This is a genomic window from Sorangium sp. So ce385 (assembly GCF_051474135.1).
GTDB classification, from domain to species: Bacteria; Myxococcota_A; Polyangia; order Polyangiales; family Polyangiaceae; genus Sorangium; species Sorangium cellulosum_D.
On record NZ_CP150337.1, the window covers coordinates 6,542,671 to 6,562,960 of the forward strand.

The 20,290-nt window shown below is 71.3% G+C and carries 17 protein-coding genes; 7 read left to right on the forward strand and 10 right to left on the reverse strand.

Annotated elements, in window-relative coordinates; genetic code table 11:
* The first annotated feature begins 11 nt into the window (after positions 1-11).
* A complete protein-coding gene (locus tag WME83_RS23910; protein WP_437321582.1) occupies positions 12-386 on the forward strand; it encodes a hypothetical protein in 375 nt (124 codons plus the stop codon).
* Between the two features lie 134 nt (positions 387-520).
* On the opposite strand, the gene WME83_RS23915 is transcribed toward WME83_RS23910, so the two are convergent.
* The 3 genes from WME83_RS23915 to WME83_RS23925 all read right to left on the reverse strand — a co-directional run bounded on the left by WME83_RS23915 (position 521) and on the right by WME83_RS23925 (position 3,404).
* On the reverse strand, positions 521-1,969 hold the full coding sequence (locus WME83_RS23915; protein ID WP_437321583.1) for an amidohydrolase family protein: 1,449 nt from the start codon (positions 1,967-1,969) through the stop codon (positions 521-523).
* Positions 1,970-2,292: 323 nt separating this feature from the next.
* Entirely contained in the window at positions 2,293-2,886 is a 594-nt protein-coding gene (locus tag WME83_RS23920) for a hypothetical protein (RefSeq protein ID WP_437321584.1), read from the reverse strand.
* A complete protein-coding gene (locus WME83_RS23925; RefSeq protein WP_437321585.1) occupies positions 2,886-3,404 on the reverse strand; it encodes a hypothetical protein in 519 nt (172 codons plus the stop codon). The genes WME83_RS23920 and WME83_RS23925 overlap by 1 nt, the downstream gene beginning before the upstream one ends.
* 122 nt (positions 3,405-3,526) lie before the next feature.
* Here WME83_RS23925 and WME83_RS23930 point away from each other — a divergent pair, with 122 nt between their 5' ends.
* Both WME83_RS23930 and WME83_RS23935 read left to right on the forward strand, forming a co-directional pair.
* Complete coding sequence (locus WME83_RS23930) at positions 3,527-3,928, forward strand: PEGA domain-containing protein (RefSeq protein WP_437321586.1); 402 nt, start codon at positions 3,527-3,529, stop codon at positions 3,926-3,928.
* Between the two features lie 455 nt (positions 3,929-4,383).
* Complete coding sequence (locus tag WME83_RS23935) at positions 4,384-5,304, forward strand: transposase (protein WP_437321587.1); 921 nt, start codon at positions 4,384-4,386, stop codon at positions 5,302-5,304.
* 431 nt (positions 5,305-5,735) lie between these two features.
* On the opposite strand, the gene WME83_RS23940 is transcribed toward WME83_RS23935, so the two are convergent.
* Both WME83_RS23940 and WME83_RS23945 read right to left on the reverse strand, forming a co-directional pair.
* Positions 5,736-6,512: an SDR family oxidoreductase gene (locus tag WME83_RS23940; protein WP_437321588.1), complete on the reverse strand. Its 777-nt coding sequence runs from the start codon at positions 6,510-6,512 to the stop codon at positions 5,736-5,738.
* 19 nt (positions 6,513-6,531) lie between these two features.
* Entirely contained in the window at positions 6,532-7,404 is an 873-nt protein-coding gene (locus WME83_RS23945) for an NAD(P)-dependent oxidoreductase (RefSeq protein ID WP_437321589.1), read from the reverse strand.
* A 209-nt stretch (positions 7,405-7,613) separates the two neighbouring features.
* On the opposite strand from WME83_RS23945, the gene WME83_RS23950 reads away from it, so the two are divergent.
* The gene (locus tag WME83_RS23950) at positions 7,614-8,450 is read left to right on the forward strand and encodes a helix-turn-helix domain-containing protein (RefSeq protein WP_437321590.1); all 837 of its coding nucleotides are present in this window, start codon (positions 7,614-7,616) and stop codon (positions 8,448-8,450) included.
* A 9-nt stretch (positions 8,451-8,459) separates the two neighbouring features.
* Here WME83_RS23950 and sigJ read toward each other — a convergent pair whose 3' ends face one another.
* Together sigJ and WME83_RS23960 are read right to left on the reverse strand one after the other, a co-directional pair.
* Positions 8,460-9,401: an RNA polymerase sigma factor SigJ gene (sigJ, locus tag WME83_RS23955; protein WP_437321591.1), complete on the reverse strand. Its 942-nt coding sequence runs from the start codon at positions 9,399-9,401 to the stop codon at positions 8,460-8,462.
* Position 9,402: 1 nt separating this feature from the next.
* Entirely contained in the window at positions 9,403-9,834 is a 432-nt protein-coding gene (locus tag WME83_RS23960) for a carboxymuconolactone decarboxylase family protein (protein ID WP_437321592.1), read from the reverse strand.
* A gap of 340 nt (positions 9,835-10,174) precedes the next feature.
* Between WME83_RS23960 and WME83_RS23965 the strand changes: the two genes are divergently transcribed.
* Together WME83_RS23965 and WME83_RS23970 are read left to right on the forward strand one after the other, a co-directional pair.
* A complete protein-coding gene (locus tag WME83_RS23965) occupies positions 10,175-11,725 on the forward strand; it encodes an Hsp70 family protein (protein ID WP_437321593.1) in 1,551 nt (516 codons plus the stop codon).
* Between the two features lie 203 nt (positions 11,726-11,928).
* The gene (locus tag WME83_RS23970; RefSeq protein ID WP_437321594.1) at positions 11,929-12,231 is read left to right on the forward strand and encodes an acyl carrier protein; all 303 of its coding nucleotides are present in this window, start codon (positions 11,929-11,931) and stop codon (positions 12,229-12,231) included.
* 56 nt (positions 12,232-12,287) lie between these two features.
* Here WME83_RS23970 and WME83_RS23975 read toward each other — a convergent pair whose 3' ends face one another.
* From WME83_RS23975 to WME83_RS23985, 3 genes are all read right to left on the reverse strand, one after another.
* On the reverse strand, positions 12,288-13,238 hold the full coding sequence (locus tag WME83_RS23975; RefSeq protein WP_437321595.1) for an AEC family transporter: 951 nt from the start codon (positions 13,236-13,238) through the stop codon (positions 12,288-12,290).
* Positions 13,239-13,622: 384 nt separating this feature from the next.
* Positions 13,623-15,611 (reverse strand): transketolase, encoded by a 1,989-nt coding sequence (gene tkt / locus WME83_RS23980; protein ID WP_437321596.1) that lies wholly within the window; start codon positions 15,609-15,611, stop codon positions 13,623-13,625.
* Between the two features lie 616 nt (positions 15,612-16,227).
* Positions 16,228-17,922: a hypothetical protein gene (locus WME83_RS23985; RefSeq protein WP_437321597.1), complete on the reverse strand. Its 1,695-nt coding sequence runs from the start codon at positions 17,920-17,922 to the stop codon at positions 16,228-16,230.
* Between the two features lie 795 nt (positions 17,923-18,717).
* Between WME83_RS23985 and WME83_RS23990 the strand changes: the two genes are divergently transcribed.
* Positions 18,718-19,671, forward strand: a complete 954-nt coding sequence (locus tag WME83_RS23990) for a TolB family protein (RefSeq protein ID WP_437321598.1) — start codon at positions 18,718-18,720, stop codon at positions 19,669-19,671.
* Positions 19,672-20,290: the final 619 nt, after the last annotated feature.

Sequence of the window (20,290 nt, forward strand, 5' to 3'; positions counted from 1 at the left end):
ACGGAAGCACGATGATCGACACCAAAGTCCTCGAGGCCGCAGTCCACGACCTCCGCAACATCCTCCGCGACGGGCTGCTCGCCACCGACATCTGGGAGCGCACGGCGGGCCTGTCGCTCGCCGGCTTCAACCAGCAGCCCGTGGCGGTGGCCCTCTTCACGCGCATCACCGAGGAGCTGGACAGCTCGCTGCGCGACTCGAATTTCCCGCCCCTCGGGCGGTATTACATGCTCGACATGGCGGGCAACCACACCGTGGTGGTGGTCAACCACGGCAAGCTGCTCCAGGGCATGCTGGTGGACAACAAGCGGGCGAACCTCGGGATCCTCATCTCCGTCGCCATCCCGCGGATGATCGAGACCGTCGCGCAAGCGTACGAGCCCTGAGCTGCCGGGCCCGCTCGCTCCCGCTCCGAACGCACCACAGAGATCCCGCGCCGCATCCGGGGACACGTCGCGAAGAGGGCTCGACGCGCGCAGCCGCTCGTACGGCGTGCGCGCCCCGCGCGCAGGCCTCGCCGCTAGTCGGGCAGGCCGCGCGTGAAATCGAGCAGCCGCAGCATGTCGCGGCGGGTCCGCGGGCCGTAGGTCTGGAACGAAGGCATCGGCGCGTTCGCGTACTCCGCGCGAGCGCGGCTCACCTCATCGCGGGCCTGCGCGCCCTGCACTGCGGCGACGTCGACGCCATACACGCGCGCGGCGTTCAGGCCGAGGATCTTCGCCTTCCGCTCCGGGGTCAGCGCCGGGTACCCGTGGCGCTCCTGGAGCTCGGGGGTGATCTCGAACGCCCGGAATGCCTGGATCTGATCCTGCGGCGAGCCGAACCAGATGGCGTCGGTCCCCCAGAGGATCCGGTCCTCGCCCACGTGCTTGAGCAGCTTGCCCAGGACGTGCGCCGCCTCGTCGGGTTTCTTCATCACCTCGCGCCACGTGGAGCCGAGCTCGGCGTACACGTTCCCGTTCTGCCCGATGCCGTTCTCCTCGAGGGAGCGTATCAGCGCGTCCACCCCGCGCGTGGCCTTCGGGTCGTACGGGCCTTCGGTGATGTCGGGCTCATAGCCGGAGTGGTAGATGAGGAACGTCGCCTTCGGGAACGCGCGCGCCGCCGGTCCCACGTCCTTCGGCCGCGTGTACTCCGGGTTCATTCCGGAGAGCGGGAGCCCCTTGTGCACCGCGAAGATCGGAATGCCGAGGGCGATGCCGTGCTCGATCGTCCTCCGGCCCACCTCGTCGTTCAGCCACCAGCCCTCGCCGGTCGGTCCCCACACCGTGTAGAGCTTCCACGCGCTGAGCTTCATGGTCTCGGCCTGCCTGCGCATCTCGTCGGCGATCTTCTCCCAGGGCGCGATGGTCGGCTGGACGACGCCGTGGATGCGCAGCCGATCGCGCCCGAGCTGCGCGACCTTCTCCCGCGTGCGCGCGGCCTCCTCGGTGAGCATGGGCAGCGGATCGCCCCAGAGGCCGGTCAGCACGGCGAGCTGGGTGTCGCTGTTCATGAAGACCTCGCGGATGAGCACGTCATCGGTGAAGCACCGCGCCCAGGTCGGGGCGCCGCAGTCCGCTTGCGGCGTCGTCTTGAGGAAATCCGCGAGCGACGGCTGCCCTTCCTTCCACCAGACCCGGTCGGCGCTCACCTCGTGCGTCTGCACGTCGAAGATGAACTCTTTGCCGGTCAGCTTCTCGTTCGCGGCGGCGGGGTCGAGCGTGGACTCCTTCGTGACCTGGTAGCGCCCGCCCCCGCAGCCCAGCTGGTTCAGCGCGAGGAAGACGGTCGCGGCGCCGCACGTGCTGGCCAGGTACTCGCGCCGGCTCATCCCGAGCCTGCGCGCGTTGTCGAGCGCGCTCTCCATCGCGCTCCGCTGGGCCTCGCGCAGCGCCGCGTCCGGGGATCGCGGCCAGTACTCACCGTTGCTCGTGGAGTCCAGCTTCACCGGCAGGCGGAGATCATCGTCAGGTAGGCTCTTCTTCATCGAGTGGCTCCTGTGGGTTCCGGCTCAGGCGTTCACGGCGGCGCGTCACGGTGAAGCGGGATCATCGCCCGTGTCGCGGCCGATCGCTGACGCGACCTCGGGTCGGACCGCGTCGGTCGACGCACGAGGTCGCTCGAGCTCCACGCGGACGCATGGCTGGGTCGTGACGCGGCCGGGCGCGCGCGGCAAGGCAGGGACGCGCGCGCCGGGGTGAGCATCCCGAGCGATGGCGAGCTCGATCGAGCAACGTCGCCGTCTTCGGCGCACGCGGTGCGGCTGGGTTCGCTCGGCGTGATCGCGTCGAGGACGGAGGAGGTCGCGCGTCAGGTGGTGCTCGCCCCGCGGGTCGTGCCGCCCGCGGCGCCCCGGCGCTGCGGGTCGAGCCACGCCGCGAGCGCGCGATCGATGGCGAGGAAGGTGAGCGCCGCCGCGGTCGCCACGAGGGCGAAGAACAGAGCGTAGCGCGGGAACAGCGCCTCCCAGCCCGTCCAGACGCGGCGGGAGAGGTTGACGTTCGTCTCGGGCGGCGTGAGCGCGCGCGTGAGCCCTACCAGGGCGAGCAGCGCCGCGGTGGCCTTGAGCCAGGCGCGTTGCGGGAGGCCCAGCTCCCGCAGCGCGAGGACGGCGAGGATCGGGCAGAGCACGTGCGGCAGGAACGTGGTCAGGATGAGGCCGCTGCCCGTCGCGATGTCGAGCAGCCAGATGGGCGTGCCGAAGGCGAGCCACAGCGCCGCGATCGCGGCGAGGTCTGGCTTGGCGAGGAAGCAGCCGGCCGCGAGCAGGAGGGGCGCGACGTTGCACATCCAGAGCAGGTCGTGCGGTGAGCCCCGCCGCACGTGGTTGCCGCCGTGGACGACGAACGCCATCGCGGCGAGGCCGCCCATCACCCGGAGCCGCGACGAGGACGGCGCTGCCATCAGAGCCCTCCGTCGCCCCTCGTCGTGGGACCGGTGACGTAGGCGTTCGCGAGCGCTAGGCGCCGCGCGCGCATCGCCGTGGTCGTGATGCGCGGGCCGCTGTCGCGGTCGAGGTCGCGGTACGCGCAGCGAGGCATCGGCCGACCGTCGGGGAGCGCGCAGCGGGTGCTGCGCGTCTTGATGAGGTCGGCGTCGGCGTCGCGCATGTCCATGGAGGCGTTGAGGAACACGGTCTTTACGAGGCCCTCGCGGACGATGCGGAGGCGCTCCTCGAGCGCAAGGGCGCGCCCCTCCGGAGACAGGGGGGCGAGATGCCACTCGATGCAGGAGGCCACGAGCGGACGGAGGGCGACGTGTTTTCGGCGGAATTTGTCGAAAGATACCGCTCCATCAGAAAACGGGATGCCGGCGTCCGCGGCCTGCTCGCGGGCCCTGCTGGAGCTCTCCGTGGACGCGCAGTCGACGTGCTCCGTCGGCTGTCGCGGGTTCCCCGTTCCGCGGATCGCCACGGTCGACATGGCGACCAGAGGTACCTGGGCCGGTCGGACAAGGCAACGTCCGGGCTCCGGGCGCTCGCGGCGCGTGCGCGATGTCGCCGGGCCATTTCCTCGCGCGAGATTTCGTGTCTAGCCTCCGGCGCATGCTCCGTGTTGCCGCTCTTCTCCTCGTCATCCCGCTCGCCGGCTGCGGCGGGGCCCCCAAGCCCCCGCCGGAGCCTCCGCAGCCCGCGCCGATCGCGGCCCAGCCCGAGCCTGAGCCCGAGCCTCCGCTGGACGACGCGCCGATGCTCGACGTGGTCTCGGCGCAGCCAACCGAGATCCTGCTGGACGGTAAGTCCATCGGGACGACGCCGATCACGGGGCGCAAGGTCGCGCCGGGAACGCACGAGGTGACGTTCGTGGACCTGGAGCGCGGCAACCGGACGATGATGGTGACGCTGGAGCCCGGCGACGCGAAGACCGTCCAGTCGGACCCGCCGCCCTCCATCCAGGAGAGCGGCGGCGGCGACGCCAAGAGCGACAAGCCGGGCGAGAGGAAATAGGACCCGACCCGACCCGGGTTGGGCGGACCCGACCCGGGTTGGGCGGACCCGACCCGGGTTGGGGCGCTCCGACCCGGGTTGACCTCGGTGGGGTTGGGGCGCTCCGACCCGGGTTGACCTCGCGTGGGGTTGGGGCGCTCCGACCCGGGTTGACCTCGCGTGGCGCTCCGACCCGGGTTGACCTCGTGTCGCGTCGGCCACTTGACCCTGGTCGGCAGCGACCACCCAACCCAGGTCGGCAACGCCCGCCCAATTGTCGACGCAATCCAGGTCGGCAACGCCTCAGCACGTGCGGATTGCGAAACGCGACGCAGCGCGGATAGGCATGGCGACGCGCTTCAGCCAAGGGTGGCGGAAACCGGCGGAATCCGCGGCCGCCACCCACCGCGCGATGGCAACCCCTTGAAATGATTCACAGCGAGTCACGGCACAACGCTTGCCTCTCCACTCCGAGCATGAGCCAGCCTCGCGAGATAGCTGCCGGCGCAACCTACCTGGTCACCCGTCGCGTCCTACGCCGTCATTTCCTGTTGCGCCCCGACGCGGCCATCAACCAACTCTTGGTCTACGCCCTCGCAGTCTCAACCCGCCGCTACGGCGTCGAAGTTCACGCTCTTTGCGCAATGTCGACGCATCTGCACCTCGTCGTGACCGATGTGCAGGGCGTACTGCCGCGCTTCTTGCAGTATTTCCATCGCCTCGTCGCTCTGGGGACGAAGGTGCTGCGAAAGTGGGAAGGGCCCGTATGGGACCACGAGGCAACGAGCGTGGTACGACTGATGACGCCGGCGGCGGTGGTGGAAAAGATTGCTTACGTGCTCGCGAATCCTGTGACCGCTGGTCTGGTCCGGCATGCGACGGAATGGCCGGGCGTCAAGGTGCATGTGGGTGAGCTCGGCCGTGGCGTGCTCCGCGCGACACGGCCCTCGGTGTATCTCGATCCGGCGAACCCGCAGTGGGTCGAGGAAGCGACGCTGCCGCTGGCGCTGCCGCCGGACGTCGCGCCGGAGGATGCGGAGAGCCTTCGTCGTCAGGTCGCTGCTGAGCTCGAGCACCAGGAAGAGCTGGCGCATGCGGACGTGGAGCAGAGAGGGCTCCGCTTCGTGGGCGCCGAGCAAGTCACCAAGAACTCCCCCTATGAGCGAGCCACAAGCTCCGAGGGCCTGCGCGGGCGCAATCCGACATTCGCCGTCGGTCGCGACCAGGGCGACGCCTGGCGAACCGCTGCTGCCGCCGTACGCGCGTTTCGCACGTCGTACCGTGCTGCGCTCGAACGATGGCGTGCTGGCGTGCGCAGCGTTTTATTCCCGGTGGGGACGTGGTGGATGTGCACATTTCACGGCGCCAGCGTCAATGATGCGGTGATCACGGGATAGCACCGCACGCGGAGCGAGGGAGCGCGAAGGGTACGAGGGGGACACCTCTACGCATGGTCCCGCGGAACGTGTGTGTGATGGGGGCGGAGCGGGTGTCGGGTCCGCGATGCAGCGTTCCGAGAATGGCTGTCCATGCGTCATGCCGCGCCACGTGACCATGGGGCGGGAGCCAAGCCGCCGCGTCTCTGCTTGACCGACGGCGGCTGTTCTGCCGCCGGTCCAAGCACCCGGATTGATAGATTAACCTGGGTCGGTCGCGCCGCGCCGCCGCCGGGGGTTTCGCCCGCGGGTTACCCTCGTCACGTCACGTCACGCCACAACCTGGGTCGGGTCAACCTGGGTGGGTCAACCTGGTGGGTCAACCTCAACCTAAGTCGGGTGGGTTGGTGGGTTGGGTGGGCGGGTGAACCCGGGTCAGGTTACGGGTCAGGTTACGGGTCAGGCGACGCGTGAGGCGCCACGATGCCCTGACCGAGGCCGCCATCGACGGGCAGCTCGACGCCCGTGGTGAAGGTCGCCTCGAAGGCGAGGAACAGCACGGCGCGAGCCACCTCTTCGGGCGTGCCGATACGCTTCATCGGGGTGACCTCGCAGCCCTCCTGCTCGAAGGCCACCAGCGCCTCCGCGGATGCGCCCGCGATGCCCATGGTCGGCGTCTTGATGAACCCCGGGCTCACCGCGTTCACGCGGATCTGCCTCGGCAGGAGCTCCGCCGCGAAGACCTGCGCGAACGACCGCAGCGCCGCCTTCGATCCGGCGTAGACGCTCATGCCGGGGCTGCCGCCCTCGTTGGCGATCGACGTCGTGAAGACGATGGCTCCGCCATCCCGCATCAGCGGAACCAGCCGCTGGACCGTGAAGAACGCCCCCTTCGCGTTGATACCGAATGTCCAGTCGTACGAGGCCTCGGTCACCTGATCCAGCGTTTCCAGGCTCGCGACACCGGCGTTGACGAACAGCAAGTCGGCCTGCCCGAGCGTGTCCTTCACGATCGCGAAGAGCGCGTCGATGTCCGCCATGCTCCCCATATCCGATCGCACCACGTGCGCCCTCGAACCGAGCTCGCGCCGCGCCGCCTCGACGTTCCTCTCGTTCTTGCCGGTGAGCAGCACCTCGGCGCCTCCGTCGAGGAGCGCCTTGACCGTAGCGAGCCCCATGCCGTGGGTTCCGCCGGTGACGATCGCCTTCTTCCCTGCGTAGCTCTTCATGACCCGTCCTTTCAGCAACTCAGGTTGCCGCCCGCAGCACCTTGATCAGCGCGCCCGGAGACTCAGCGCCGTAGCCCGCGGCCACCCCCTTCCGGAGGAGCCCCTGGGTGAACGCCGGAATCACGGCGTCGATCCTCCCCTCCCGGGCCTGTCGCAGGACGATCTCGGCGCCTCGCGCGCACATCTCCAGCGAGCTCTCTGGGCTCTCGTACGTCCCGACCTGGATCGCGTCGCCGTCCTGCTTGAGCATCCCGCCCACGGCCGGCGCGACGTCGGCGATCATGGAACCGAAATCGCCCACGCGCAGGCCTTCGCTCTCGCAGATGCGAGCGCCGTGATAAAAGCCGATCAGCCCCCCGAAGACGAACGAGAGGAAGGCCAGGTCGAGGGCCGACGCCGAGCCCACCTGCCCGCCGAGGTACGACACGGTGCCGGCCATGCGCTCGAGGAGCACCTTGCTCTTCTCGAATGCCGTGGCGGAACCCGAGACGATGATGCTGCTCTCGGGCTTTCCCATCTGGCTCGGGATAGCCAGGATGGCGCCGTCGAGGTAATCGACCCCTCGCTCCTTCGCCCACGCCTCCCCGTCGCGCGCGTCCTTCGGCGTCCCTGTGCTCAGCTGAACGAGCACCTTTCCGGCGAGCGCGGCGGCAACCTGGGTCGCCTCCAGCAGCCCGTAGGTCGCCTGGTAGTCGGCGACGCAGACGACGACGACCGGGCTCGCCTGCGCGGCCGCTGCGACGCTCGACGCGAGCGCCGCCCCCTCCGCGACGAGCGGCTCGGCCTTCGCGCTCGTCCGATTCCAGACGGTGACGCGGGCGCCGCTCCGGAGCAGCGCCCCGGCGAGCGCGATGCCCATGCGACCCAGGCCGATAACCGAGACTTCACTCATAGGATGTCCTCCGTTGGCTCGCCCGCCGTCGATGGCGGGCGCGTGTGCTCGCCATGGATGCGGTCCGCGCGCCGGCTCGTCGCGCACGTTTGGACGCGCGGAGAGCACGTCCGGCCAGCGGAGGGGCGCGCCGCGGGCCGCGCGCCGAGGGGCGCCCCGCGCGCCGGTGGCCTGGCGCGCCGCCGGGCGCCGGTGGATACTCGCCGTGAATGCGAGCCACCGGTACACAGGAGCACGCGGCGAGCGCGCCCCGGCCTCGCCTCGGGCCGCGCGTCGATGTCATCGAGACCCCGGGCGGCGTGGTCGCCCTCGAGCCCTCGCCCGACCACCACCGGCTGAGGATCCACGCGGGCCCGCCGGTCCGCGGCTCGTGCGGCGTCCACCGGTTCGTCTACACGCGCGGCGACACCGACGTGCTCCCCGCCGGGTTCGCGGACGTCTGGCACGAGGACGACCCGAACACGTCGCTCCTGCTGGCGCTGCCCGCGTCGCTCGTGCGTCGCGCGGCGATGGACATGGGGCGCGACCCCGACACGGCCGGCCTCGATCTGCGCCACCAGCTCCGGGATCCGCAGATCGAGCACATCGCCTGGGCGCTCGACGCCGAGCGCATGGCCGGCCATCCGAACGGGCTCCTCTATGCGGAGAGCCTCGGCCTCGCCCTCGCCGTGCACCTGCTCGGCCGCTGCGCCGCGCCGGCCAGGTCGCCGCGCGGGCTGTCGCCGCAACAGCTGCGGCGCGTCACGGCCTACATCGAGGAGCACCTCGACCAGAGCCTGTCCCTGGAGCGGCTGGCCGGCATCGCCGAGATCAGCGCCTCGCACCTCAAGACCCTGTTCAAGCGGTCGACGGGCCTGCCGGTGCACGAGTACGTCGTCCAGCGCCGGGTCGAGCGCGCGAAGGCGCTGCTCGCGCGCGGCGACCGGCCCGCCAGCCAGGTGGCGATCGACGCGGGATTCGCGCACCAGAGCCACATGGCGCGGTGCATGCGCCGCGTCCTCGGCGTCACGCCGACAGCGCTGGCGCGCCGCTCGCCCAGGCGCTGATCCGCCCGGTCAGCCGGCCTCGCCCGCGCCGCGCAACACGACCCCGCCTCCACCGTCGTCCCGCGCGACGCCGCCGCCCTCGCCCAGGCGGGCGAGCTTGTCGGGGTTGCGCACGATGTAGATGTTCGTCGCCGCGCCTTGCTCGTCGTAGGCGAACGACACGCAGGCCACGGCCGCGCCGTCCTTCCACAGGACGACGCCCCGGCCTCCATTGATGTCCGTCGTCTCCCACGTGTAGTCGCCCCAGTACGCGTGGAGGGCGCGGCCGACGAACTCCATCACCTCGTCCTTCCCCCGCAGGACCTCGCGCAAAGTCGGCACCTTGCCGCCCCCGTCGGCGCAGAGCTCGACCTCGTCCGAGAGCAGCGCCGACAGCCGCTCCGTGCCGCCGCTCGCCACCGCCGTCTGGAAGGCGGCGAGCAGCTGCTCCTGCCGGTCCAGCGGCGTGGTGTGCCGCACCTTCGATTGCGCCACGTTGGCGCGCGCCCGCGAGACCAGCTTGCGGCACGTGGTCTCCTGGAGGCCGAGCGTCGCCGCGATCTCCGGGTAGGACACGTCGAAGACCTCGTGGAGCAGGTACGCCGCCCGCTCCTTCGGGGTGAGGCGCTCGAGCACCAGCAGGAACGCCGTCTGGAGCGACGCCGCGAGCGACAGCCGCTCGCCGGGCTCGCCCTCGGTCGACGCGTGGATCGGCTCTGGCAGCCAGGATCCCACGTAGTCGACACGGGCGTTGCGGGCGGCCCGCAGGAGATCGATGCACCGGCGCGTGCACAGGGTCGTGAGCCACGAGGCCGGGTTCTCGATCGCGCTCCTGTCGGCGCCCTGCCACTTCAGGTACGTGTCCTGCACCGCGTCCTCGGCCTCCGCGCGCGAGCCGAGGATGCGGTAGGCGAGGCCGAGGAGCATGGGCCTCGTGGCCTCGAACGCCGCGACGTCGTCCTCTCGGGTCATCTCAGTGCCTCGACACCTGGATGCGGTTCCACAGGTTGATCATGGCGACGGCGGAGGTCAGGACGCCGATCTCCTGCTCCGAGAAGTGCTCCCGCAGCCGCGTGCGCAAGGCCGCATAGTCGGTCCGCCGATCGAGGACGGTCAGCGCTTCGGTCCAGGCGAGCGCGGCCCGCTCGCGCTCGCTGAAATCGCTGACGTGCTCCCACACGATCACCCGGTCCAGCCGCTCGTTCGTCTCGCCGTCCTGGCGCGCCTCCCGCGTGTGCATCTTCACGCAGAAAGCGCACTGGTTGATCTGCGACGCGCGCAGCTGCACGAGGTGGATGATCTTCCTGTCGAAGCCGTGCTTGTCCATCGCCTGGTGCACGCCGGCCAGCGCCTGCAGCACGCCCGGGATCTCCTGCTCATACCTCACAGCGGTTCTGTCGCTCACGGTGGTTCTCCTTGTCCGGGGCCCGCAGGCCCCTCCACCTGACGACGATCCAGCCTCGCCGCCTGTGACGCCTGGGCGACCCCGCGCTCGCTCGGCGTTCATTTTCATCTTACAAGAAATTTACAGCTCGCAGCCGGCTCGCCGCGAGGAGCGCCGCCCAAGAGCCGCCTGGTGCCCAGGGCGACGTCGAAGGCCGGCATGCCGAGGACGCGCGGCGCGCGCGCAGCCAGCGTACCGTGCTGAGCCGGGCCTGATCCGGCGCGGCGCGCCGCGCGCTCAGGCGGTGATCTGCACCGCGGGCGGCCGAGTGTGGCAGCATGCGGGCCGGAGGAGACCCGCCTTGCGACTCGGGATCGATTTTGGGACCACGCGGACCGTGGTCGCGTGCTGCGACCGCGGGAACTACCCCGTCATCAGCTTCCAGGACACGGCGGGGGACCCCGTGGACTTCTACCCCTCCGTGGCGGCCGAGCGGCGGGGGGAGCTCCGGTTCGGCTTCGACGCCCTCGCGGTCGCCTCGGACCCGGAGTGGACCGTGCTCCGCTCGTTCAAGCGCGTGCTCTCGGGCCCGCGCGCGTCGCCCGACTTCGAGGTCGAGATCGGCGGGACGAAGCTCCGGGTGCTCGACCTCCTCACCCTGTTCCTGAGGTCGCTCCGCGACGCCGTGCTGCACCGGTCGAACCGGCCCAAGAAGAAGGACGACGACGGGCGCCTCATCTGCGTCGTGGCGACCCCGGCGAACGCGCACGGGACGCAGCGCTTCGTGACGCTCGACGCCTTCCGCCGCGCCGGCTTCGAGGTCATCGCGCTCCTGAACGAGCCCTCGGCCGCCGGCTTCGAGTACACGCACCGCTACCGCAGCACCATCACGTCGAAGCGCGAGCACATCGTCGTGTACGACCTCGGGGGCGGCACGTTCGACGCCTCGCTGGTCCACATGACGGGGCGGAGCCATGACGCCGTGGCGACCGCGGGGCTGAACCACCTCGGCGGCGACGACTTCGACGTCGCGCTGAGCGAGATGGCGCTCGATGCGGCCAAGATCGAGCGCGAGGCGCTGCCGGCGCGCGCGCTCGCGGCGCTCGCGGACCAGTGCCGCGAGGCGAAGGAGCGGCTCAACCCGAACTCCCGGCGGATCGTGATCGATCTGGAGGCGTGCCTCGGCGACCTCGCGCCCGCGCACGAGGTGACGATCTCGGCCTCCGACTTCTACGACCGGTGCGTGCCGCTCGTGGAGGCGACGATCAGCGCGATGCAGCCGGTGATCGCGCGCCTCGACGCCGGCGCGGGCGAGGCGCTCGCCGACATCGCGGGGATCTACGTCGTCGGCGGCGCGAGCTCGCTGCCCATCGTCGCGCGGACGCTGCGCGAGCGGTTCGGGCGCCGCGTCCATCGCTCCCCCTACCCCTCGGCGGCGATCGCGATGGGGCTCGCCATCGCCGTCGACGAGGACGCCGGCTTCGAGCTGTCCGACCGGCTGTCGCGCCACTTCGGGGTGTTCCGGGAGAGCAGCGGCGGGGAGGAGGTGGTGTTCGACCCGATCTTCGACCGGGAGGCGCGCGTCCCGTCGAGCCACGAGGCGCCGGTCGTCTCGCGGCGCGTGTACCGGGCGGCGCACAACGTCGGCCGCTACCGGTTCGTCGAGTGCGCCGCGCTCGACCGGCTCGGCGTGCCCCACGGCGACATCACCGCGTTCAACGAGGTCGTGTTCCCCTTCGACCGGCGGCTCCGCGAGCGCGCCGCCGAGCTCGCCGCCGTCCCCGTGCAGCGCATGGGCGGCGAGGGGCCGCTGATCGAGGAGCAGTACGCGATCACCTCGCACGGCATCGTCGAGGTGACGATCACCGACGTCGAGGCGGGCTACCAGCGCGTCTATCAGGTCGGCGCGTGAGCGCGCCGGCCGCGGCCTGGATGCATCCGCGCTGACGTCGGCCGCGCGCGCCGCGCCCTCGCCGGAGGGCAGCGTCGCGGACGCAGTCGCGGCGCGCGCGGCCCGACGCAGCCCGCGCTTGCGGCATCCTTCATGCTGACCATACTCTGCGCTGTTGCCGGCGAGCGTGGCCTGCTGCGCTTGTCCTGCTGGGGGGCAGGATCATGCACATTCCCGAGACTCCGGCGTGGCGCGCCGAGGCGCACGTGCGCGCGATCGTCGCGCGGCTGGTACGGGCGGAGCACCCCGAGGCCTTGCCGGCGCACGCCGATCTGTTCACGACGATGGGCGTCAGCTTGCCCGCGGCGCTGGTGCTGCTCGTCTCCCTGGAGGACGAGCTCGGCATCTCGATCCCCGACGGCGCCTTCATCGAGGCCCGCACGGTGAACGCGCTCGTCGCGCTCGTGGCGGCCTTGATGGCTCCGCGCTGGCGGGGCGGGCCTCGGGCGACGCGCCTCGGGCGATGATCGCCATGTAAACCGGCCTCGCCGGCGGTCGTCCGGCGTCGCGCGCGTCGCGCGCGTCACGGGAGGAGCCGGCGCAGCGCCTCGATCACGGCCGGCAGGGTCGCCAGCGCCCCGAGCGTCGTCACGACCGCGGCGGCCGCGGCGAACTGGCCGTCGCAGCCGTACCGCGCGGCGACGATCACGGACACCATGGAGGTCGGCATGGCCGACTGCAGCACCGCCACTTCCGACACCGGCCGCCGGAGGCCGAGCGCGACCGCGGCGCCGAGCGCGACCGCCGGGGCCACGAGCAGCTTCACCGCGGCGACGGCGACGAGCGGTCGCACGCGGCCGCGCAGCGAGCGCAGGTCGAGGCTCAGACCGAGCGCGAGGAACACGAGCGTCGGGGTCGCGCTCCCGAGCGCGTCGAGCGCGCGCTCCACCCACGTCGGCAAGGGGATCGGCAGCGCGTAAAGCGCGAGCCCGGCGGCGATCGACAGCACGTTGGGGTGCAGGATCACCCGGAGCAAGCTCCGCGCGTCCACGTCGCCGCCCGCGCCGCCCATGCGCGCGGCGAGCGCGACGCCGAAGGTCCAGAGCATCAGCATCGTGACGATGCTGTCGACGAGGATCGCCGTCCCCGCCGCGTCGCCCGCCCGCCCGTAGAGGGCGAGCACGATGGGCACGCCGAGGAAGCCGGTGTTGGAGAAGCTGCCGACGAGGCCCGCGGCGCCCTGCGCGGCGCGCGGGAGCCCGAGGGCGCGCGCGACCGCGATGCCCGCGAGGGCGCACGCGAAGAGCGCGATCGTCGAGGCGGCGACGGCGCCCCACGCGCCGTGGCCGATGCCGGAGCGGCGCAGCACGGAGACGATCAGCGCCGGCGTGGTCACGTCGATGACGAGCCGGTTCAGCGCGGCCGCGTCCGCCTGGCCGCCGCGGCCGAGCGCGCGCAGCAGCACGCCGACCCCGAGCACCGCGAAGAGGGCCAGGAGCTGCGAGATCAGGTCGCCCGACGGCACGGGCGGCATGTAGCTCCGCGGCGCGCGGCGTCCAGCGCTCTCGTCGCCGGGGCTCTCGTCGATCGAGCGGCCCGCGTCACGGCGCGCGCCCTCCCGGCCTCCCGGCGGGCGCCCGCGACGCAGCGCCGTCGTCGGCCGCGGCGGGGCAGCTCTCCGCGGTCTCGCCGCTGCAGCACTCGGCCTGGTTGGCGCCGAACATCGGGCAGCGGCTGTTCACGCAGGCGGCGTGGCCATGGATGTAGGCGAGCGATGAAGCGCAGAGCCGGCAGCGCACCGCGACGGACTATAGCCGGCCGGCACCCGGCGGAACAGCAGAGGAGAGGGCGCCAAGGACGCCGAGAGCGCGCGGCTCCCCGGCGTCCTTGACGTCTCGGCGGGCGCCTCTTCCGAGGCTCAGGGCACGAGGTCCTGCACCGCCTGCACGACCGCCTGCGGATTCATGCCCAGCCGGTCCATCACGATGTCGCCGGGGGCGCTCGTGCCGTAGCGGTCGATCCCGAGGGCGAGCCCCTTGGAGCCCACCCACCGGTGCCAGCCGAAGGTGACGCCGGCCTCGATGGACACGCGCCGCGTGCACGCCGCGGGCAGCACGGCCTCCTGGTAGCCGCGGTCCTGGCGCGCGAACCGCTCGACGCACGGCATCGAGACGACGCGGACGCCGGGGCCGATCCGCTTCGCGGCCTCGACCGCGTGCTGCACCTCGCTGCCCGTCGCGATGAGGATCGTCTCGAGCGCCGCCGTCTCCTTGACGAGGACGTAGGCGCCGCGCCGGACGCCCTCGCGCTTCAGGGCGGCGTCGCCCGGCAGCAGCGGGACGGCCTGCCGCGTGAGGGCGAGGACCGTCGGCCCGTCGGTGCGCTCCAGCGCGGCGATCCAGGCGCCGGCCGTCTCCTCGGCGTCCGCCGGCCGGACGACGTCGAGATCGACGATGGCGCGCAGCCCGGCGACGGTCTCGACGGGCTGGTGCGTCGGCCCGTCCTCGCCCACGCCCACCGAGTCGTGCGTGAAGATGTAGATGACCGGCAGGTGCGACAGCGCGGCCAGGCGGATGCTCGGCCGCAGGTAGTCCGCGAAGACGAGGAACGTGGCGCCGCTCGGGCGGAGGCCGCCGTGGTAGGCGATGCCGTTCAGGATCGCCCCCATGCCGTGCTCGCGGATGCCCGCGCGGATGTTCCGGCCGCCGGGATGCTCCGGATCGAAGTCGGTGCTCGACGCGATGTAGTTGAACGTCGAGCCGTAAAGATCCGCGCTCGATCCGATGAGCGCGGGCACCGCCTCGGCGACGGCCTGCAGCACGGTCTCGCCGGCCTTGCGCGTGGCGACCTTGGTGCCGGCGGCGAAGGCGGGGACGCGGGCGTCGAGGTCGGCGGGCACCTTCCTCGAGGTGCCCTCGTCGAGCTTCTGCGCGAGCTCCGGGTTCTTCGCGCGCCAGGCCTGGAAGGTCGACTCCCACGCCGCGCGCGCCTTGCCGAGCTCTTCCTTGCGCTTCGCGAAGAACTGCTTGACCTCCTCGCTCACGTAGAAGTGCTCCGGCGGCAGCCCCAGGTTCTTGCGCGCCGCGTCCACGAACTTGGCGCCGCCCTCGCCGTGCGCCTTCTGCGTGCCGGCGACCTCGGGGATCCCCTTGCCGATCAGGGTGTGGGCCACGACGAACTTCGGCTTGCCGCTCTTCGACGCGCGCGCCTGGCCGAGCACCCGGTGGACGGCCTGCAGATCGTTGCCCTGCTCGATGTGGAGCACCTCGAAGCCGTAGGCCTCGAAGCGCTTGGCCGTGTCCTCGCTCTGGGTCTTCACGGCCATCGCGTCGAGGGTGACGTCGTTGGCGTCGTAGATGAGGATCAGGTTGTCGAGCTTGAAGTGCCCCGCGAAGGCGGCCGCCTCGGCGGCCACGCCCTCCTGGAGGCAGCCGTCGCCGGCGAGGCACCAGACGGTGAGATCGAAGATCGTGTGCTCCTGGGTGTTGTAGCGGGCGGCCAGCATCTTGGCGGCCACCGCGTGCCCCACGGCGTTGCCCACGCCCTGACCGAGCGGGCCCGTCGTCGCCTCGACGCCCTCGGTGTAGTGGTACTCCGGGTGGCCGGGCGTCTTCGACTCCCACTGCCGGAAGCGGCGGATGTCGTCGATGGACACCGGGTAGCCCGAGAGGTGCAGCCAGCCGTACAGGAACATGCTGCCGTGGCCGGCGGACAGGACGAAGCGGTCGCGGTTCAGCCAGTGCGGTTCGCTCGGGTCGTGACGGAGGAGGTCGCCATAGAGAGCGGCCCCGATCTCGGCGGCCCCGAGCGGCAGGCCGAGGTGACCGGAGGAACAGGCGTGGACGGCGTCCATGGCGAGGCCGCGGGCCATCGTGCACGCGGCGGCGAGCTTGGCGAAATCAGGCATGGCGCGCACTCTAACCTACTTCGTCAAGAAGCGCGCCCTTTCGCTCACCCTGCCCTCCCTCCCCGGCCGAGCGGCGTCTGGTCTGCCTGGAGGGCTCCTCGGCGCGCGCTCGAAGTCCACGCTTTCTCGGGATGCGCGGGGATGGCGGATCGCCAGCTTGGTCGGGCTGGAAGTGTGCAGTGGCGCGACCCGACCCAGGTTGGCCGCGACCCGACCCAGGTTGACCGCGATCCGGCCCCAGGTTGACCGCGATCCGACCCAGGTTGGCCGACCCGACCCAGGTTGGCCGACCCGACCCAGGTTGGCCGACCCGACCCAGGTTGGCCGACCCGACCCAGGTTGGCCGACCCGACCCAGGTTGGCCGACCCGACCACCCAGGTTGGCCGACCCGACCACCCAGGTTGGCCGACCCGACCACCCAGGTTGGCCGACCCGACCCAGGTTGGCCGACCCCCGACCCGACCCAGGTTGGCCGGCCCGGGGGTGGGATGGCGCGGCGACCCAGGTTGGCAGGACGGCGCGGGGTGGGATGGCGCGGCGAGCGTCGGCTCCGGCGTTGTGGGAGCTCGCGGACACCGGCATCCGTCACCCCTGACGCAAGCGCGCTCGCGTACGTCAGGGAGCGAGGACCGTCACAAACCCGTCGCTGCCTGCGGCGGTGAGCGGGCCGGCGCCGAAGTCGACTGTACCCGTGAAGTCGCCGACCAGCACGAGTCGGTCGTCGTGATAGCTGGTCGTCAGGCCTCGAATCGTGGCGGGCGTGCCCGTGAACGTGCGGCGCCAGAGCTCCGCGCCGGAAGCATCGAGCTTGACGAGCGCTCCTTCTCCCAGAACGATGACGTTCCCGGCGGAGTCCGCGAACACGGCGTCGCTCGGTGCCTCTCGGTGCCAGATATAGTCGCCGAGCGGGCTCATCTTCACCACGAAGTGCGTCCCGTCGGGGATTGGTCCACCGCCCAGATCCAGATTTCCCATGCTGCGGCCCACGATCAGCAGATTGTCCTCGGGATCGACGGCGATATCCTTTGCCTGCCCACCGTCGTCCCAGGCGTCCGGTCCGGACACGCGCTTTCGCCAGAGCACGGTGCCCTCAGGGGCCCGCTTCTCGACGTGGAAGGCGTGGTCGCAGGGACATGTCCCCAGGCCCGGCGAGTCCGCCATGGCCACCAGGACGTTGCCGGCGCTGTCCATGGCGACGCCGCCTGGCGAGCGGACGAACGTCCGATGGGTGAACCCCCACATGTACTCGCCCGCCGCGTTGAACGTCAAGAAGCTCATGCCGTCATCGACGGTGCTCGGGTAGGCGAGCAGTGCAGCGGAGTTGCCCGCGGCATCGACTGCGATGTCTCGTAGGTTGATCGACTGCGCGCCGGTCGGGACGGTGTGCCCGCGGCTCCAGAGGTGGTTCCCGTCCGGATCGAGCTTGACCAAGAAGACGGCGCTCGTGGAGAAATCATAGTACCAGGGGAGCGGGCCGCCGCCGAAGTCGACGGGCGGCGGACCGTCGAGGAGGGCGCCGCCATAGCTCCCGCCGAGGAGGATGTTGCCGCTCGCGTCGAGCGCGATCTTGGTTCCTGATTCCCCGTAATCGCTGCTGCCGAACCGCCTGCTCCATACCGCATGGCCTGCCGGGTCGAGCTTGAGCAAGAACACGTCGTTGGCTCCTGCGCTCACGAGCGGCCCCGCACCGAAATCGACCGTCCCCTCGAACCAGCCCGTCACATAGAGATTGCCCACGGCGTCGGTTGCGACGGCGTACGCGGCGTCGCTACCCGCGCCGCCCAGGCCGGCGGACCACAGCGGCGCAGGCGAGCATTGCCCGATGCCATCGCAGTCCTCGTCGGCGTTCGTGGCACAGTCTTCGGCCGATGGCGTGACCTCGCCGGTGCACGGGCCATAGCCGGAGCCGTCTGGCAGGCAGGTTTGGACGCCGGCGGTGCAGAGCCCTACCCCTTGCGTCCCGGGGTCCCCCGAGTAGCAGCTCAGGTGTGACCCCGGCACGCAAACAGCTGTGCCGCCGCCGCCGCCCGTCGCCGGCTCTCCTCCGGCGCCGCCGCCGCCCGTCGCCGGCTCTCCTCCGGCGCCGCCGATGCCGCCCTGGCCGCCGCCGCCGGTCGCCGGCTCTCCTCCGCCGCCGCCCTGGCCGCCGCCGCCGGTCGCCGGCTCTCCTCCGCCGCCGCCCTGGCCGCCGCCGCCGGTCGCCGGCTCTCCTCCGCCGCCGCCCTGGCCGCCGCCGCCCGTTGCCGGCTCTCCTCCGCCGCCGCCCTGGCCTCCGCCCACTTCGATCGTGCAGCCGATCGCCAGCATCATTCCTAGCATCGCGGCCCCGCTGAGCCCGTGCCACACCCCGGTGCCTCGGTATCCCATGCGCTCCATCTTTCGCTGACTGGCAACAGGTCTCCCGAGCGCTACCCCGCTCCTGAACGCGGGCGGAGCTCAGGCGACGAGGTGCTAGATGCCGCGACGCGCGCGCGCATTCACCCCGGAGAACAGCATGGCCCGGCGATCCGGCGCGGGCTTCTGCCGATACCGACCAGCGCTCCAGAAGCCGCACGGACGTCGAGGATGGCTCCTGCATCAGGGGTCGCAGCGCCGGCTGCTCGCGCCCCGACCCGCGACCCGCGCCCCCAACCTGGGTCGCCGGCTGCTCCCCCCAACCTGGGCCGGGTGCCCCGCCGCCGGTCTCCGCCGGCCTCAACCTGGGTCGGCTGCTCAGACAGGCCGGCGATCGCTGCCGGCACGCCGCGGCGGGTCGCCCCAACCTGGGTCGGCTCAGCTCACCCCCAACCTGGGCGGGTCGCCCCAACCTGGGTCGGCTCGGCTCACCCCCAACCTGGGTCGGCTCGCCCCCGACTCGCCCCCAACCTGGGTCGGCTCAGCTCGCCCCCAACCTGGGTCGGCTCGGCTCACCCCCAACCTGGGTCGACTCGGCTCACCCCCAACCTGGGTCGGCTCGCCCCCGGCTCGCCCTCCAACCTGGGTCGGCTCACCCCCAACCTGGGTCGGTTCACCCTCAACCTGGGTCGGGTCCGCTCCACCAAGATCCGCGGCGCACCTCGTGCGCAGGCGTCCTATGCTCATCGGGCCTGCTGCCTCCAGATTCCCATGTCCGCACAAAAATCCGCTCGGCCCACCCCCTCCGCCGGTCTGCCCGAATGCACCTCCTCGGCGTGGCGCTCCCGCTGGCTCGGCGCATCCCGGGGGCTGGCGCTCGCGCTCGGCGGGGTTGCTTGTGAGGATCAGCAGGTCGTCATCGGCGTGTTCACGCCGGAGCGGCCGCGGTTCACGGCGCCACAGAAGGTCGCCACGCTCAACGACGACGCCGCCAGGGACGAAGACCCGACGCTGACGGGCGATCTGCTCGAGATCCACTTCATGTCCGAGCGCGGCACGAGCCAGGATATCTGGCTTTCACGCCGCGCGGACCTGGACTCGCCCTGGGAGACGCCGACCGTCGATCTCATGGAGAACCTCAACACCGAGGACGACGACGACACGCCGGCCATCTCGAACGACGGGCTCAGGATGTGGTTCTTTCGCGGCGGCGCGGAACGCTCGGGCATCTGGATGTCCGAGCGCGCAAGCCGGGACACCCCCTGGGGCGAGCCCTCCTACGTCGACGCGCTCAATCCCGGTCACGACGACGGCACGCAGGCGATGAACCCGCATGTCGATCTGCCCGAGCTCCGCGCCGTGGTCGGCCTGAACGGGCCTGATACCCAGGGCTGGGACCTCGCGATCGCGTCCCGCGAGAGCCCGCAGGACGAATGGGGCGAGTTCGTCCCGCTCGCCGAGCTGAACGACGCGGGCGACCAGCTGGCGCCCTTCCTGTTCGATGATGGCCGGCAGATCCTGTTCCGCTCGGGGGACGACCTGTACTGGGCGCGGCGGCCGGGAACGAACGACGCCTTCGAACCGCCGCAGCCGCTGGAGGAGGTGAACGTCCCCGACGCGCGCGAGAACGATCCTTACCTGTCGCCGGATGGGTCCATCCTCTTCTTCTCCTCGGAGCGCTCCGGCGGGACCGACATCTACGAAGCACGCCGCATCGCACCATGAATGAGCGTCGGCCCTCAACCCCCAATCCAGCTTCACCTCACCCAATGTCCGCCACAGCGAAAGAGCCAGAGGCGTGTGAAGAGAACCAGACCGAGCGGGACCCCACGAGCATGGCACTCGACCAATTCTCTATCCCGCTCGTACCCATGGCATCGTTCGCGGTCGCCTGGGGGACGCGGCGATGCGGCGATCCCCTGATTCATCGAGCCCCACCCGCTCCTCGATCGACTCATCGGGTCGCGCGCTCTCGCACCCACCTTGACCCACGCCATCCATCAGCCGTTCTTTGCAGCGGCCACACGCGACAGCCATGAGGCCGCGCTGGGCGTCCGAACCGCCTCGGCACCGACCACGCCGAGGTCAGCCGGCAGCAGCGCACCGACGTGTGCGTACGCGCATGACGCGCATGATGGGACGCCCCGCGTGACTCAGCCTACCCCGCCCAAGCGTCTGCCGCCCACAAAAGACGTGTTAACGCCGGCCATCCCATGGTACGAACGTCAAGATGCCAGAGGGATGCCTTCCGTGACAGAGATGCCAGCTCCCCGCGCGTGCGTTTGCTCGCTCGCCGTCCGGCGGGACACGCCGGCCAAGCCCAGGAGGCGCCTTCGGGCCCCCT

Bases quoted from the DNA above. Each gene is read 5' to 3' on its own strand.
- WME83_RS23910 (WP_437321582.1), top strand. From the start codon at position 12: ATGATCGACACCAAAGTCCTCGAGGCCGCAGTCCACGACCTCCGCAAC.
- WME83_RS23915 (WP_437321583.1), bottom strand. From the start codon at position 1,969: ATGAAGAAGAGCCTACCTGACGATGATCTCCGCCTGCCGGTGAAGCTG.
- WME83_RS23920 (WP_437321584.1), bottom strand. From the start codon at position 2,886: ATGGCAGCGCCGTCCTCGTCGCGGCTCCGGGTGATGGGCGGCCTCGCC.
- WME83_RS23925 (WP_437321585.1), bottom strand. From the start codon at position 3,404: ATGTCGACCGTGGCGATCCGCGGAACGGGGAACCCGCGACAGCCGACG.
- WME83_RS23930 (WP_437321586.1), top strand. From the start codon at position 3,527: ATGCTCCGTGTTGCCGCTCTTCTCCTCGTCATCCCGCTCGCCGGCTGC.
- WME83_RS23935 (WP_437321587.1), top strand. From the start codon at position 4,384: ATGAGCCAGCCTCGCGAGATAGCTGCCGGCGCAACCTACCTGGTCACC.
- WME83_RS23940 (WP_437321588.1), bottom strand. From the start codon at position 6,512: ATGAAGAGCTACGCAGGGAAGAAGGCGATCGTCACCGGCGGAACCCAC.
- WME83_RS23945 (WP_437321589.1), bottom strand. From the start codon at position 7,404: ATGAGTGAAGTCTCGGTTATCGGCCTGGGTCGCATGGGCATCGCGCTC.
- WME83_RS23950 (WP_437321590.1), top strand. From the start codon at position 7,614: ATGCGAGCCACCGGTACACAGGAGCACGCGGCGAGCGCGCCCCGGCCT.
- sigJ (WP_437321591.1), bottom strand. From the start codon at position 9,401: ATGACCCGAGAGGACGACGTCGCGGCGTTCGAGGCCACGAGGCCCATG.
- WME83_RS23970 (WP_437321594.1), top strand. From the start codon at position 11,929: ATGCACATTCCCGAGACTCCGGCGTGGCGCGCCGAGGCGCACGTGCGC.
- WME83_RS23975 (WP_437321595.1), bottom strand. From the start codon at position 13,238: ATGCCGCCCGTGCCGTCGGGCGACCTGATCTCGCAGCTCCTGGCCCTC.
- tkt (WP_437321596.1), bottom strand. From the start codon at position 15,611: ATGCCTGATTTCGCCAAGCTCGCCGCCGCGTGCACGATGGCCCGCGGC.
- WME83_RS23985 (WP_437321597.1), bottom strand. From the start codon at position 17,922: ATGATGCTGGCGATCGGCTGCACGATCGAAGTGGGCGGAGGCCAGGGC.
- WME83_RS23990 (WP_437321598.1), top strand. From the start codon at position 18,718: ATGTCCGCACAAAAATCCGCTCGGCCCACCCCCTCCGCCGGTCTGCCC.